The organism is Sphingobacterium thalpophilum, assembly GCF_038396785.1.
Classification (GTDB): Bacteria; Bacteroidota; Bacteroidia; order Sphingobacteriales; family Sphingobacteriaceae; genus Sphingobacterium; species Sphingobacterium thalpophilum_A.
Window position 1 is genome coordinate 5,213,352 of record NZ_CP151087.1, and the last position, 15,586, is coordinate 5,228,937.

Below are 15,586 nucleotides of genomic sequence, written 5' to 3' on the forward strand. Positions count from 1 at the left end.
CTTTTATGTAATGAAACTATATAAGATACTTATTGGAGGCTTGAGTTTAATGGCAATTCTCCAATTAACATCCTGTAATAAGTTGGATACGCTGCCAACAGATCGCTTTACCGATGAAAATTTTTGGGACTATCCAGACAACGCCGAAAAAATGGTCAATATGGCCTATAATCAGCTGTATTCAGCAGATCGTATGTGGAATGATGAAGCCCTGAGTGATAATATTTTTGAGGGGCGCTCAAACACAGACCAGCGCGCAATTCGTAATGGAACCGCCGATCCAACACTGGGCCGCTTTGGGGCAGAGTGGTCCGATCTTTACGGTGGTATTAAGACCTGCCATGTCTATCTAGAGAATGTAGAGCGTGTACCCGGAATGGATGCGGCACTCAAAAAACGCCGTACCGCCGAGGTACGCTTTATCCGTGCATTTCTCTATTTTAGACTTGTTAATTTCTATGGCGCTGTGCCTTTCTTCACGAAAGATATCTCATTGGAAGAGTCTAAGACTCTTCCTCGGACAGAAAAAGCGACTATTATGGCATTTATCCATCAGGAGTTGGATCAATGCATGGCCGATCTACCGAACAAAGATGCTTTACCGGCAGACGACCGCGGCCGGATTACCAAGGGCGCCGCTTCAGCCTTTCAAGCCCGGGCCTACCTGTATGAAAGCAACTGGAATAAAGTAGTGGAGTACTGTGAAAATCTGATGAAAAAACAAACGGAATTTGGAACTTATTCATTATTCCGCAGTTATCCGGAGCTGTTTACTGCAGCCAATGAATACAATTCAGAAGTTATTCTGGATTATGCCTATGTACCTCTTTTAAAAACCTGGAATAAGTTATATGATGCAGCACCGATCTCTGCACAGGCACGTTTAAACGGATATGCACCATTGCAAAGTCTGGTTGATAATTATTTGACACTGGGCGGAAATACCATTGCAACGGATCCGCAATATAACGATAGTAATCCCTATGTGAACCGCGATCCACGCATGGCCGCAACCATCGTTTTCCATGGCGGACAATGGACAGATTTTGACGGTACAACACGCAAGATTTTTATTAAACCCGGCTCGGGTACAAGCGATAAGGAACGGCTCGACGAATATCAGGGTGCAAGTGCCAACGCTTCTGCCACAGGGTATTACGTAAAGAAATACTACGATGTAACAGCAACGGTAAAATACGATGCAGGATTGAACATCATCATGTTTCGGTACGCCGATATCTTATTGATGTATGCAGAAGCAAAAGAAGCACTGGGACAACTCAATGCAGCAGTGTGGGATATGACGATCAGACCTATTCGTCAGCGGGCTGGTTTTGAAGCATCAAAAGCGTTAGACTTTCCGACTACCGGGGATCTGAAAACAATTGTCCGAAATGAGCGGCGAAGCGAGCTCGCACTTGAGGGATTGCGTTACTATGATATCATGCGCTGGAAGGCCGGTAAAACTTATTTGGACGGCCAGGTATTGGGTGCTAAATATGGTAGTAACAATAGCAATATCAAACTGGATATCCGTCGATTTGATGAAAGTAGAGACTATCTTTGGTCGATACCACGAACCCAGATCGATCTAAATAAAAATTTATTGCCTAACAATCAGGGCTACTCAAACTAAACTTAATTAAAAAAATTAGCGCAAACGTCGCATTAAAAAAATGTACGTTTCGAACCATAAATTTAGGATAAAGACATGAAATGGTATTTTAAAGTTATAGCAATGGTCGCATTGGCTGCGAGCATCGTTTCCTGTAAAAAAGACGATATGAAATACGCTGACGCAGAGGTGTCTGCTGTTGAGAACCTATATGCCCCTGCAGATGGAAAAGCTGTCAAATTATTAAGTTCCAGCTCCGCCGCGCTGTATTTTGAATGGGAGTCGGCCTTGGTTGCCGACGGTGGGGCAGCTCAATATGAAGTTGTCTTTGACAAGCTCGACGGCGATTTTAGCAAGCCTCTTTATACAGTTACGTCGGATAATAATGGAAACTCAAACGGCGCCAATATCAGTCACAAAATATTGAATCAGGTCGCGACGAAAGCGGGGATTAACCCTGGTGAGAGCGGCGATGTAATCTGGTCAGTCTACGCTATCCGTGGAATGAAACGGGTGTTGAGCAAAGCTAAGAAGGTATTGAACATCAAAACACTGGAAGGCTTTGCGGAAATCCCCGATGAATTATTTATCACTGGAGAGGCAACTGAGGGTGGGACGGATGTTGCCTCATCTTTACCTTTTAAATTGGTAGGGAACGGTGAATATGAGATCTTTACAAAATTGGAAGCCGGTAAAAAATATATTTTTACGGATCGCAAGTCTGCTGAGGGACGTGTTTTCTATTCGGAAGATCAAACCAAAATAAAAGAAGGTGAAACCGGAAGTAACAGCATTGCTAAGACCGCAGTATATCGTATTCGAATAGATTTCAATGTTGCAGCAGTTACCTACACAGAGATCAAAAACATGGGCGTTTATTTCTCGCCATCCGGAGCTGTAGTGTTGGATCTACCTTATCAAGGGAAGGGAATTTGGGCTGCAACGGGTATCATCAATTTTAAACAGGAAAGTTGGGGCCGCGACCAACGTTATAAGTTCCAAATGGAAACCGTTAAGGCCGGAAAGGCTGAAACCTTACAGCTGGGAACTCAAAACGGGACGGACAGTCCGCCCAATAGTTCATCAGCTCCTTCTTATTATTTCGTTCGCATATTGTCCAATCTTTCGCAATGGGATGATAAATGGAAATTTGTAGATGCAGTAGACGGCCATCCAACAAAAATAGCGATGATTTTACAAGGCGACAAAGACTATACGCATACTGTCGTACCAAATTAAAGGAGGAGACCCGATGAATAAAATGATTATACTGTCATCCATATTGTTTCTACTCTTTGGATGCACCAAGATTGAGGACAGCTACCCGTATGAAGACACCGTCGAGGAAAGCTGGACAGCTATTGCAACACAGGTTTCCGATAAGATGATTGCCGGGTTCTGGAATGAGTCCGGGTATTTTAACAATGCGATCAATCAATCCGATCTGGGATTTCAATATTGGCCCAATGCACATGCCATGGATGTTGTTATCGATGCCTATCTACGAACGAAGGACAGCAGATATAGTGCCTATTTCAGCAAATGGTTTGAAGGTGTGAGGATCAAAAATGGCAATACCTATTATAACGTATTCTATGATGATATGGAATGGAATGCACTGACCATATTGCGCTTATATGAAATTACCAAGGAGCAAAAATACCTCGACACCGTATTACTTTTATGGAAAGATATTATTGGTGCGTGGGATGAGCAATATGCAGGCGGCGGATTGGCTTGGAAGAAAGATATGCGCTATAGTAAAAATGCCTGCTCGAATGGGCCAGCTAGCATTCTGGCAGCTAGATTATATCGTTTGACAAAAGATGAAAACTACCTGACCTGGGCCAAGAAGATCTACGAATGGCAAAAGGCAACCTTGTATAATCCGTCAACAGGCGCTGTTTATGATAATATTAATGGTCAGACAGGTAATGTGGATATGACGACGCTTACTTATAATCAGGGGACGTTCCTTGGTACCGCAGTGGAGCTTTTTAAGATTACTAAAGATCAGCTTTATCTGGTTGATGCGCAAAAAATTAGTTATTACACAATCACACGTTGTATCGATGGCGGGAATAATATTTTGCGCGACGAGGGAAGCGGCGACGGCGCATTGTTTAAAGGGATATTTATACGATATTTTGTAGACTATTTAAATCAGGAAGGAATTGATGCAGCCTACCGCAGTAAGTTTGAGAAATTTCTGGTCAATAATGGTAAAATTGCCTGGACCAAGGGAACAAGTCTACCGACGCTGTTCTTTGGTCCGTCCTGGGCGCAACCCCCTATTGGCAATAGTGAAATTACTGCCTATGCAAGTGCTGCGATGCTTTTTGAAGGATTAGCAAGCTATGAAAATAAATTAAAATAATGGAATGAATACAAAGAAGTCTTCCTGACCCAAAAGGTTCCGGGGGCTTCTTAAAGTACATATGCTGATGAAACTAATCATTAAGATAACGACGACCGTGCTGCTGTCGGGTTTATGCTATTTAACAGGCTATGGTCAACTCAATAAGGGACAGTCTGCCGAACGTGCCCAAAGAACGTTAGCTATTATTTACGCTAAGTATGGAAATACCAAAAACCAGCTGTTGACTGAGAAATATCCTTTCGACGCGAGCTTTAAAGCGGACTATCTGGATAATTCCGAACAGGCGGCCGGGCAAAAGAAATATGCCTACCTATGGCCATTCTCGGGGAGCTTTTCCGCTGTAAATACATTGATGGAGCTCCCAAAGAACAAAGCCCTTTATCAAAAGATCCTTGACCAGCGCGTGCTACTAGGATTAATGGAATATAGGGATCATTCCAGGGAGCCCGTTGGTTATGCTTCCTATATCAATTCTGCTCTGGCATCAGACCGGTTTTATGATGATAACGTCTGGTTGGGTATTGACTTTACCGATAGTTATCTGCAGACAAAAAAGGTCGATTATCTCAAGCATGCGAAAGAGATCTGGGCTTTTGTAAAAAGCGGTGCGGACGACAAGCTCGGTGGTGGAATCTATTGGTGTGAACAGAAAAAGGAATCTAAAAATACCTGTTCCAATGCTCCTGCGGCAGTGTTTGCACTAAAGCTATTTGAAGCTACTCAGGAGAAAGACTATCTGAATGAAGCGCGACATTTATATGAGTGGACAAAGGCAGGACTGCAAGATCCTGCGGACAAGCTGTATTGGGATAATATTCAGCTCAATGGAAATATTGGTAAAGCCAAGTATTCCTATAATGTTGGACAGATGTTGCAAGCAGCAGCGTTGCTTTACAAATTTACCAAGGAAAAAAAATATCTGGTCGATGCCCAAGAGCTGGCAAAAGCTTGTCTAGCGTATTTTTTTCAGTCCATGGACCAAGATACTTTTCCAGTGTTAAAGAATAGTAATGTATGGTTTCATGCTGTAATGATGAGAGGATATATCAGTTTATTTGAACAGGATGGAAATAGAAAGTATCTGGACATTTTTGCGAAAAACCTAGACCGCGCATGGTATAAAATGAGGGATCAGGACGGGCTGTTTGATGTCGACTGGACTTTGGAGAAAAAGCAAAAATCCAAGTGGCTGTTAGATCAATGCGCTTTTGTGGAGATGTACGGACGTTTGGCGCGAATAGGATATTAAATTTCGAAAAATTTTTAAAACATTCTTGCGCTGACAGTGGTTTTTTTGGATAACTTAGGCAAGTTAGATTATTGTATTTATATAGGCTAGGGATTGGTTCCCTAGCCTATTTTTTTTCTTACTATTTTTGCATTGACTCATTGATGCAGAAAAATCTAGATCCCGCACAGAATTTTAATGTTTTCATGGGCTTCCCGCTGCTGGCTCAGCTGAATCTGGATCAAGTTTTTGGCCCCGATAGACAGCTTGTTTTCCTCCGCCAGCGCTTTTTCGTAAACCTCTCGGAACGCTGCCTCGCCGCGCTCACAATGCTCCAATAAATCTTGCATATTACCGCCCGATAATTTTGATTTGATCACCATCCACAGCCGAAAAAGCTCACCGCTTAATTTTGTCCGGTCAGTCGCGTATTGGCCAGCAAGCTCAACCAGTGGACTGAGTTCGGCAATAAACTTTTCAGACTGCCCGATCATCTTTCTGAACACAGCTTCCCGGGCACCTTCGCCCTGCTCGTTGGCCAGATCAATAGCCAGCTCGTATCCTTCGATGCGGTCATTGTTGATTTTAATAAGGTCATTTAATATATTCGGGTCGTTCTGATTACTTTTCATCTTTTCGTTATACTATTTTTTAATCTTGTATGCTGTTTAAATTTTATATGCTGTTTGTAGAGGAACAAGGAAGATTAATCATTAGTTTGCTTTATTTCTTTTATGATAATTTGTGGCGGCTTACTGCCTGATTTTGAGCGGACTTATTTCGTGTTTCCTCGCATAGGCTATGCTACTATGCAGGCAGAAAATGTATAACGCGAACTATATTTTCCTAAAAAAAACAAACGTTCTGGCCTATTTAAGAGTTTCTTTCTTATAAGACAAGACAGAATTTGAAAAATAAAGATTAAAAACACGACAGCAATGGATGTAAAAAAGGAAAAGACAAGCAAGCTACAGACCTATTGGACCATACTGAAAAATACGGTATCGGGATTTATCAATGAAGACTCCATGAAATACAGCGCTTCATTATCGTATTATACCGTTTTTTCCATTGGTCCAATATTGGTTTTAATGATCGCATTGGCCGGAATATTTTATGGTGCCGAAGCCATTCAGGGAAAGGTTTTTACCGAACTGAACGGTTTAGTGGGCAATAGCGCCGCCAAACAGATTGAAGAGGTTATTCAGAACCTTCAGCTGTCGGGCAAATCCAATATGGCGCTGGTGATCAGTATAGTGACCCTGATTATCGGGGCAACCACGGTTTTTGGCGATATGCAAAACTCCATCAATAAAATATGGCATGTACGCCCAAAACCAAAAAAGGGTTGGTTAAAACTAATTCAGGACCGATTGCTATCGTCTTCGCTCGTAATCGGCCTGGGCTTTCTGTTGGTGGTTACCTTGATCGTCAACGGCATTATTTTGGCCCTAACCGGGCAGCTGCAGCGCTATTTTCCGGAAATAACGGTCGTGCTGATGAACGTCATCAATTTTGTCATTTCCTTTGTGGTTATTGTCATCCTTTTTAGCGTGATCTTTAAAACCTTGCCCGATGTCAATATTCAATGGAAGACTGTTCGTGCCGGTGCCCTGTTTACGGCTATATTATTTGTTATCGGTCGTTACCTGATAGGCATCTACCTCGAACGTTCGGCCACGCAGGATACCTACGGGGCGGCAGGTTCATTTGTACTTATTTTGCTTTGGGTATATTATACTGCAGCGATTCTTTATTTCGGTGCGATTTTTACACGGGAGTATGCTACGGAAATGGAAATACCAATTGAACCGTCTGAATTCGCAGTCCATGTGGAAACGCAGGAAATCGAGCGGAATGTCGATGAAATACCGCCGGCACCACTGGATCCCGAAGAAACGACCATTGATACAACGGAGTAAAACAGGGGCGGATATATTTTAACATTTGATAACATTTTTTTTTAAACGATTCCAGCTGCAGGCTGTTCTATCTATAAAAAACGAAAGGAAAAAATATTATGAGCGAATTAACATGGAAAGGTCGTTGGAACGAAATTAAAGGTAAGGTAAAACAGCAATACGCAGACCTTACGGATGATGATTTACTATATGCAGAAGGCAAAGAAGATGAGTTGGTAGGTAAACTTCAAAAGAAAACAGGTAAAACACAAGATGAGGTGAATAGCTGGTTGAACGGTTTGTAGAATAGTGTTTTCAGGTTAAAGGCGGATAGCAGCAATGTTATCCGCCTTTTTTTATTCCTTTTTTCTGTAAATCAGATAGCTGCCCAGCAGACACAGGTTTACGAGAACAGCAAAGCTGTTTGAATAGATAATGGGCGCCTCACTTTTCATTACGCCATACCACACCCATAGGGCAATTCCTATGATTAAGGTTAACAGCATAACAGGAGAAAGGTCATCCACATTTTTTTCTTTCAATACCTTGATCAGCTGCGGCAGCATCGAAATGGAGGTCAAGATCCCCGCGATAATTCCCAATAAGTTTTCATTGATCATAAGAGAAATAGCTGTTGAATTGTATCATACATTTTGCTCAGATTGACTAAAATGGATAACCGATCGCAAGATTAAACATCAAATTGTCTTTCCGCCATCTTGAACTTCCAAAGTCGATATCTTTCAGTACCCATCGCTCGCCTTCCGGCAAATAAGGAATGCGGAATGGAATAGAAAAGTCGGTACGCAGGATCAGAAAGGTAAAGTCAAAGCGTAGGCCCAGGCCACCGCCCACGGCAAGCTCCTTGAGGAAATCCTTGCTGAATTTGCCTCCGGGCTTATTCTCATCCTCACGTTGCAGCCACACATTACCGGCATCAATAAAGGCAGCCCAATGGACGGGACCGGCTATTTTGGCTCGGTACTCGGTATTCAGCTCCAGCTTGATATCGCCTGTTTGATCGGCATAAAAAAGTCCATTTCCAAGGCGCTCGGGTGCCACCGTACCCGGCCCGATCGCCCGCGCGCCAAAGGCACGGATGCTATTCGGTCCACCTACATAGTATTGCTTCAGGTAGGGTAGGGAACGCGAATTGCCGTACGAGTAGCTCATCCCGATGCTTACCCGGGAAGCAAGTTGTGAATTTTCGCTGAGCTTGAAATAATGCCTGCCGTCAACACTGGCTTTGATATACTGTGAGAAGTAGGCGTCAAAGAGTTTAAACGTTTTCCCCTTGTTAAAATCTGCACCTTTGATCAGTCCCAGAATATTGCCCGACAGGTCCAGATTGCCCTTAAAATAAAAGGTGTTCTGCAGGTGCTTTTTCATGGTATTCTGAAAGGTGAAATTATAATTGGGCCCAATCGTAAATTGGGGATCAATTACATGCCGCAACGCCGGAATGGTATCCATCTGCATTTTGTAGCTTTCCGAAATGCCTCTTGGCTGTACATAGGTGATTTCCATCAACGCCAGGTCATGCTGTTTCTCTTCGTTCTCTTGCCAGCTGTAACCGTAGCTCAGCGCCATGGAATTGAGGGTATAGGCTTTTCGCCGGTTTAAAAATTCATAGCGTGCCTTGATATAGGTGTTCGGAATAAATTGGCGCGAAGGATTGATGGTACCAAATGGCGTCAATATCCTCGGAAAGGTTAAGGTGGCCTCGGTACCATACCGGAAATAGCTGGAGTTCAGGTCGGCATTGCCTCCCGTCTGCAGTTCGTAGCCGCCAAATACATTGATATTGAGCTTTTCGGCTCCTTTAAAAGCATTCCGTAAGGTCCAGTTGACATTGACCTCGGTCCCGTTGTAGACGGAAGCCATCTTGCCCAGCAGCTCTACCCGAATGGATTTCTTGGGCAGGGGCGTAAGGTAATAGTACACATCCAGCGCGTTGGGCACTTCCTTGCTGTCCACAAAGTTATTTTTAACAAATTTCCAGCTGTTCAGGTTCACCAAATGGCTGATGGTCCGGTTGTGGGCATCGCGGTTGTACAGGTCGCCCTGCTTGAAAAAGATGTGATTGGCAATAACAGGTTTGCGAAAGCTGTGTTTTGGATCGATAAAATAATAACTGCTATCAAAGGGTTCGGCATTCCGGGCCGACCGCTGGTAGCCTGCCCCGGTCTCCGTATAGTTGGGGTAGATATAAATCTTGTTGATTTTGGACGGTACCCGGGCCTGCTCAGGGGCTTCTTTTTTTACCGTGACATATAGATTGACCTTATGGTTGCCGATGGTGCTATCGACCTGCACCAGGATATAGTCGGGGCTAAAATAATAGTAGCCCTTATTTTTAAGGACATTGTCTATCCGGTCCCTTTCGTTGAGTACCACATCCAGGCTATAGTTGTTGTTTGGCCGTAGCAGGCTCTCGCCGGAAGTCCCCTGAATATCGCGGCCGAGTTGGGTCGAGCTGTCCACATCAAAGGTGACTGATTTAATGCGGTAGATCAGATTGGGCTTAGCGGTATAGTCTACCGTTGCTTTCTTGTTTTCAACGGTGGTATCGGAGGTCACTTCGGCATTGAAAAATCCGATATTCTCCAGCCGGTTGCGCAGCAGATTTTCATTGTACTCCCGGTTTACATCGCTCAGTAGTACAGGTTCCTCGCCAATTTTTTTGAGGAAACGTTTTATAAAGTTGCTGTTGGCGGTATCGCCCGCCATATTGTTAAAATAAAGCTTATAGGGCATGCCCAGCACCCGCTTATTGGGTTTGGGCCGCAGCGATTCGGCCAGGTAGGTCGCCAGTTTCTCCTTGTTTTTCTTCGAAATGGTATCGGATGCGATGTTCACGTTTCCTTTCACGTAAAGGCTCTCGTCTTCGGGTAGGTTTTTGGTCGACGAACAGGCCGCAATGATGCCGCTTATTATAAATAGGCCAATCAGCCCCTGTAGTTTAATTTGCATGGTAAGCCCTTTCTTCGTCTTCATTTTTAATTGCTGTGGTTTTGATCGTGTCTAATTGCTTCGGAGCATTATTTTTCCCTTTGCTGTTTGCTGTGCTGTCCACCTGCTGGCGGCGCTGCTGTTCTTTTTCCTGTTCTTCCATGCGTTTGCGGTATTCGGGGCTATGGAGCATCAGGCTGTCGCGGATGACGGTGCGGACGCTGTCCCGATAAGCCGAATCCTGTTCCATACGCTCTACATCAAAACGTTTCCTAAACTTCTTACTGCCTGTATTGTAATATTCCTTGAGTCTTTTGGAGCGCATAAAGATCTCCTTAAATCGGTTGTAATCCATGGTAATGATAAAACCGATACCCGTTTCAACAAACTGTCCCTGCAAAGTGACCTGGTATTGGTTTTTGCGGTAGAATCGCGCAAAGTAGCGCCCATCTTGGGAAAGCTGATAATCCAGCTGTATATCACCGGCAATATTATTGGCCGCCTCACCAGGACGTGAATTTCCCTCTACTTCAAAATTGGATCCGATATTGACTTTCAGGCGGTCGTTGAGCAGCATTTTGGACACACCGATGTTCAGGTCGGTACGCGTCTGGGCAGTTCCGGTGCTGTAATCGTCTGCTGAGGTCAGGTTGAAATCAAGTTCAACTCCCGTAATTAAATCGGAGGCCAGGCGGTTGAGCTGCGAACTCAAAAACGAACTGACGCTATTGCGTACCAGGGCTTCTGTACCACCGCCACCAGAAAGGCTTTCAAATGGATTGGCCGACATAAAACGCCCCAGCACTATCAGTGAAAAGACTTGTTTATTGAGGTCGGAAGGATTATCGCGTAAAGTCGTCAGGGCATTGTCTACCTTACTGATCACATCCTGCGATACGATGGCATTGTTGGCATTCAGGTCGATATCAAAATTGAGCTGTGGCTGAAACAGTTGGTCTGAAATTTTCAGCAACACGTCAAAAGGTATCTTTTGCTTATATAGGTTAGCGTTCTGTGTTCCAAGCTGTGGCGCTACCAGTTCTAGCGTAGGGGCTTTTAAGGTATATACTGCCGTAATATTTAACTGCGCGTCCAATGGATCGCCATTCCAGGTAATTGTACTTCCTTTCTGAAATTTGAAGTCTCTGCTGACGGGTCCAAAACTGAACGAATAACTTCCCCGCTCCACGGTAAAAGTGCCCGACATGGTTATTTTACCGCTGGCATCTACGCCCGCATTTAATTCGGCCTCGCCCTGAATATTTAGGGCATCCTGCGAGCCTGCATCAAGCAGAATCTTAAACTTGGCATCCTTATCGGTCTGCAGGTTCAGGTCGACATCTATGCCCGTCAGTTTGGTGACGGTCATGGAATCTAATCGGGCAAGGGCATTTGCGGTGGCCGTATCGCGTTTGTCTACAAATTCGACTACACCCTTCCGATCGGCCATACCGGGATCATTGTTGGGCATTACCATGGTAAAATCGGTACTGTCGAGTACTTTGATGGTACCGTCCACAACAGGTTTGTCTAGATTTCCACCGATCTGCAGATCGGTGCCCAGAAACATTTTTCCATAAAATAGATCGTTGTCTGCTTGAGTGGAATTTAGGACTTCAAAATTGTCCATGGCGATGCCGAGGTCAAATTCAAAATCGGTGTAGGCCTGTGTCTTGATAGAACCGCTGACCTGGGCAAAATTGCCTTTGCTGTCTTCGAGTTCAAATTTGGGGAATGATATTCCATTTTGATCAAAACGGATCTGTTCGTCTTTTGCTTTGAACAGGGCATTGAGCATGGCTACATTAAATTCGGCTTTCCTGAAATTGAGGTCGCCCCTGATCTGTGGTTTCGAGGGTGATCCCTTTATTTTTAGCTGACCTTCGAGGTTGCCCTTCGCGTCTTTGAGGTTGCCCATGCTGAAAGCCTGTACCGTCTTCATCGTCAGTGGTGCAATATCGAGTGTGAAGTCAAGTGTTGCATCGCCTTGCGGCGGATTGATGAAATCACCGCTCAGGACGAGGTTATTTCCGTTTTCGGTAATGCTCACGTTGGCATTGTAGGTGTTTTCGCGTTCATTATTGACTTTGATATTGACATTGCCCACGGTATCTTTTCCGAAGTAAAACTTGTCGACGACAAGATCGGCAACAAAAACAGGACTGCTTTCCAAGCGGGAGAGCGTGGTTTGTCCGTTGATGCCGCCGCCGACATCCAGGCTGTCACTCATGACCATCTTGCTCAGTGTCTCGATACGGAAATTTTTAAACGCCACATCAATTGGTGAGTTCAGGATGCTGTCCTGTGACGCAATGCGCAGTTCCTGTCCCTTGTTGCTCAGGACAAAATTGTTGGCCAGCAGTCCTGCGCTGCCAAATTTTAAGCGGTTGTTGGACGCTACCTCCCACTTATCGTAGTTGAGCATGAGGCCGTCCTGTAGGAGGCTGAATTCAAATAGGCCATTTTTGGCCTCCATGTTGGCGCCCAGGTGGTATTGTTCTTTGTCCTGTTTATCCTTGATCCAAAGCCCCATGTTGACGATGTTCTGAGCAACCTTACCACTAAAAACCGTATTGGTCAGCTCAATGCTGTTCATTTTAACTTTGTAGATTAAGGCCGAATAATAGAGCGCACTATCCAGACTGTTGATATCCAGGGTCACATTGTCAATCGCTGTACCCGCATACACAATGCGTGGAGCATCCAGTTTGGCAGAGAGATTTTTGGAGGTACTATTGAAGAGACCGTCCAAGCTAATAGCTTTCATTTCTGTCAGCTGCGGCAGAAAATCCTGAATCAGTCTATTGCGGGTCAGCTGTGCCGAAAATTCGATGATCTGCGGTGAGTAGGCCGGAATCTTGACCGGCTTTTCGGGTTTGTAATAAACTTGAAGCAAATCTTTGACGGCACTTTGCAGCTCCAGAATTTTGTATTTGCCGACCAGGTGGGCATTCAGAAAATCAGAACGCAGCACCAGCTGATTGCGGCTGGTATCGGCCTTGGCCAAGAGTGAGACAGTATCCAGTGCGTAACGATCGGAGTTGTATCGGATCAACGAATTGGTAATATGCGCTTCACCATTCAAAAAGTTTGGATCTGCTGTGCTGAAGTTACCGCTCAGTTTACCCCGGTAGCTGAGCGCATCCTGCATCAAGTGTAACTTTTGCAGGTTGATGCTGTCGACCAGCAGTTCAAAAGCTACCTTGGGATAAGTCGATTTCATATTGGCGCTGGCACTCAGCTTAAGTTTGATGTTCGGATCGGGGCTCAGAATGGATGCCTTCATCGCGCCTTTATCGGCCGATACATCCATGTCGATATCATGGTAACGGTAGCCCATGGCATCCAGTCGGTTCACTTTACCGTCAAAATTGGCCATCAGTTTTTTAGGATCGGTACCCTTGCCTTTGATTTTTCCTTCGAAAGAAAGGATGCCCAGGGTACTGTCCATTTTCATGATTTGACCAATATTGAGGTCACGAACGCTGACTGCCGCATTGTATAGGGTATCGCGCTTGGTCATTTGGACCGTTCCATCGACTTTGGCAGTGCCTTTTTCGGTTACCAATGCAAGTTTCGTATTGAAGGCAGTCATTCCACCTTTAAAAGTTCCGCTCAGACCGATGGTATTGGGTAATTCGATTCCGGCAGGCAGCATCGATTTGGAAACCAGTTTTTCGATATCCGAACGGCCTGTCGTCAGTTTTTTCAGGTTGAGGTCTACCGACAATTTATTCATATCGGGTAGTCCTTTCAGATGCAGGCTGGCAATCAATCGGGTATTGGAAAGTGTCCTGAAGTCGATATTCGGAATATACAGGTCATCGACACGGCCGGTCACGCGGGTGTCGATATAAAATTTCTTGTCCAATAGGGGCTTCATCACCTGCATGGTGTCCAGAAAGGGCGCTAGAAATCGGATATCGCGCATATCGATATGGCTTTTTGTGATGTTGGCATTAACCGTGATCAGTTCTGGTTTTTTGGCGATGATATCCAGGGAAGGATAACTTAGCTTAACGTAATCGCGGATCAGGGTGCGAGGAGTTTCGGCATAGAGATTTTTGATTTCGGCACCGGTATTGGTATACTTAAAATCGGCCTTTAATTGCTTGATGACAAAGCCGGAGTGGTCGGCTGCCACGAGTTCTTTCAAGGATCCGCTCATGGAGTCGGCGCTGTAGTACAGATCGGTTAACCTGGTTTTAAGACCGGGCATTTGGATATTAAAATAATCGAAACCTTTGATGCGCGGCTGATTGTCGTCTTTAAAACGGATACTGGTATTGTTGATGATGATGTCTTTGGCTGAGACGACCCAATTCATTTTTGTGGCCGAACTGGTATCTGTTTTTGCAGTGTCATTCTTTTCTCCCTGGGTGTTTGATTTCTCAGTTTTTGCTTCCTTGTTTTTTGCGTTGGTTGTTGCCGCATCCACTGCTGCTGTGTTCGCTGTCGTTGCGTTGATTTTTGTCGCCTTGGCAGTAGTCTGTTGAATTTTTCCGAGCAGGACATTGTTGTCCGAGCCGTCGAGATCGAGCTTATTGATGTCGACAACCTGTTTGTTCAGATCGATCTTATTGATGTCGGCATGGAATTTTTTTAGGACAAACTGCGACTTCAGTGCACTGGACTGGTCCTCGTAGCGGACCAAAATATTATTGAGGTCGGCCACCTGTATACCCACGTCAGGAAGGAGCGAAGTCGTCTGTGCCGTTTTATCGGTGATACCAAAATCTTCTACCGATGGGCCTGCGCCTTCTATGGCGGGCTTCCACTGCTTGACCGTGGCATTTAGTCCGTCGATGTTGATTTTAGGTAGCTCAAAGGCCATGTTTTTGGTCAGGTCAAATTTCTTTATGTTCGTATTTAAACGACCAAGATAGACGTCGGCACTGGTGCCGATAACCTCGTCGGCATAGACCACATGTATTTTTGAAAACTTAACCTTATCCAGGTTAAACAGCAGTGCTGAAGTCGTGTCTGCGGTAGGCTCACTTTCCTTTTCAGAAGCAAAGGCCTTAACAATATAATCAAAGTTAAAGGCACTGTCTGGCAAGGTGCGACGTATTTTGGCGGTAATTCCATCGGCTTCCAGGCTTTGGATTTCCACAGTATTCTTTAATAGTTTCAGCATATTGATATCGACCGCAATGCTTTTACCAGCAACTAAGGTATCCTTACTTTGATCTTCGAGATAGATATCTTCCAAAACCAATTTTTTAGGAAAATCGATATTGATGTAACCAATTTTGACGGGGGTGCCGATCTTTCCTTCGACATAATGTGTCACTTTACCAGCGATATAATTCTGTATGGAAGGTAGGCGAAGCAGGAAAACGATAAGAATAAAAAGCGTAATTATTCCTCCAATAATCCACAATATTGTTTTTAAAGCAATTCGTGTAAATCTGTTCAAGGTGTTGTTGATTTAAGTTTACAGATAGAACAATACAGAACTGCAAATGGTTTGGATATAGTGAATTGATATCTCTGCCGATGTATGTTTA

General features: G+C 44.5%; 10 protein-coding genes. 6 read left to right on the plus strand and 4 right to left on the minus strand.

The genetic code is table 11. The features are described 5' to 3' along the window. Positions 1-10 precede the first annotated feature (10 nt). The 4 genes from AACH28_RS23105 to AACH28_RS23120 all read left to right on the plus strand — a co-directional run bounded on the left by AACH28_RS23105 (position 11) and on the right by AACH28_RS23120 (position 5,244). Positions 11-1,636, plus strand: coding sequence for a RagB/SusD family nutrient uptake outer membrane protein (locus AACH28_RS23105; RefSeq protein WP_286766664.1), 1,626 nt, complete (start codon positions 11-13; stop codon positions 1,634-1,636). Between the two features lie 75 nt (positions 1,637-1,711). After that, positions 1,712-2,854 carry a SusE domain-containing protein gene (locus AACH28_RS23110; RefSeq protein ID WP_286766663.1) on the plus strand — a complete coding sequence of 381 codons (1,143 nt, stop codon included), beginning with the start codon at positions 1,712-1,714 and terminating at the stop codon, positions 2,852-2,854. A 13-nt stretch (positions 2,855-2,867) separates the two neighbouring features. Then, on the plus strand, positions 2,868-3,992 hold the full coding sequence (locus AACH28_RS23115; RefSeq protein ID WP_341831640.1) for a glycoside hydrolase family 76 protein: 1,125 nt from the start codon (positions 2,868-2,870) through the stop codon (positions 3,990-3,992). A 67-nt stretch (positions 3,993-4,059) separates the two neighbouring features. Next, complete coding sequence (locus AACH28_RS23120) at positions 4,060-5,244, plus strand: glycoside hydrolase family 76 protein (RefSeq protein ID WP_341831641.1); 1,185 nt, start codon at positions 4,060-4,062, stop codon at positions 5,242-5,244. 155 nt (positions 5,245-5,399) lie between these two features. Here AACH28_RS23120 and AACH28_RS23125 read toward each other — a convergent pair whose 3' ends face one another. Continuing rightward, positions 5,400-5,855 (minus strand): PA2169 family four-helix-bundle protein, encoded by a 456-nt coding sequence (locus tag AACH28_RS23125; protein WP_159333186.1) that lies wholly within the window; start codon positions 5,853-5,855, stop codon positions 5,400-5,402. A 306-nt stretch (positions 5,856-6,161) separates the two neighbouring features. Here AACH28_RS23125 and AACH28_RS23130 point away from each other — a divergent pair, with 306 nt between their 5' ends. Together AACH28_RS23130 and AACH28_RS23135 are read left to right on the plus strand one after the other, a co-directional pair. Further along, on the plus strand, positions 6,162-7,145 hold the full coding sequence (locus AACH28_RS23130; protein WP_312740992.1) for a YihY/virulence factor BrkB family protein: 984 nt from the start codon (positions 6,162-6,164) through the stop codon (positions 7,143-7,145). A 98-nt stretch (positions 7,146-7,243) separates the two neighbouring features. Next, positions 7,244-7,429: a CsbD family protein gene (locus tag AACH28_RS23135; protein ID WP_046675215.1), complete on the plus strand. Its 186-nt coding sequence runs from the start codon at positions 7,244-7,246 to the stop codon at positions 7,427-7,429. A 51-nt stretch (positions 7,430-7,480) separates the two neighbouring features. Here AACH28_RS23135 and AACH28_RS23140 read toward each other — a convergent pair whose 3' ends face one another. Genes AACH28_RS23140 through AACH28_RS23150 form a run of 3 tightly spaced genes read right to left on the minus strand, consistent with a single transcriptional unit; the run spans position 7,481 to position 15,495 of the window. Beyond that, positions 7,481-7,744 (minus strand): SemiSWEET transporter, encoded by a 264-nt coding sequence (locus AACH28_RS23140; RefSeq protein ID WP_313418666.1) that lies wholly within the window; start codon positions 7,742-7,744, stop codon positions 7,481-7,483. A gap of 46 nt (positions 7,745-7,790) precedes the next feature. Next, positions 7,791-10,121, minus strand: coding sequence for a BamA/TamA family outer membrane protein (locus tag AACH28_RS23145; protein WP_313418663.1), 2,331 nt, complete (start codon positions 10,119-10,121; stop codon positions 7,791-7,793). Continuing rightward, positions 10,087-15,495, minus strand: coding sequence for a translocation/assembly module TamB domain-containing protein (locus AACH28_RS23150; RefSeq protein ID WP_341831642.1), 5,409 nt, complete (start codon positions 15,493-15,495; stop codon positions 10,087-10,089). The genes AACH28_RS23145 and AACH28_RS23150 overlap by 35 nt, the downstream gene beginning before the upstream one ends. Positions 15,496-15,586: the final 91 nt, after the last annotated feature.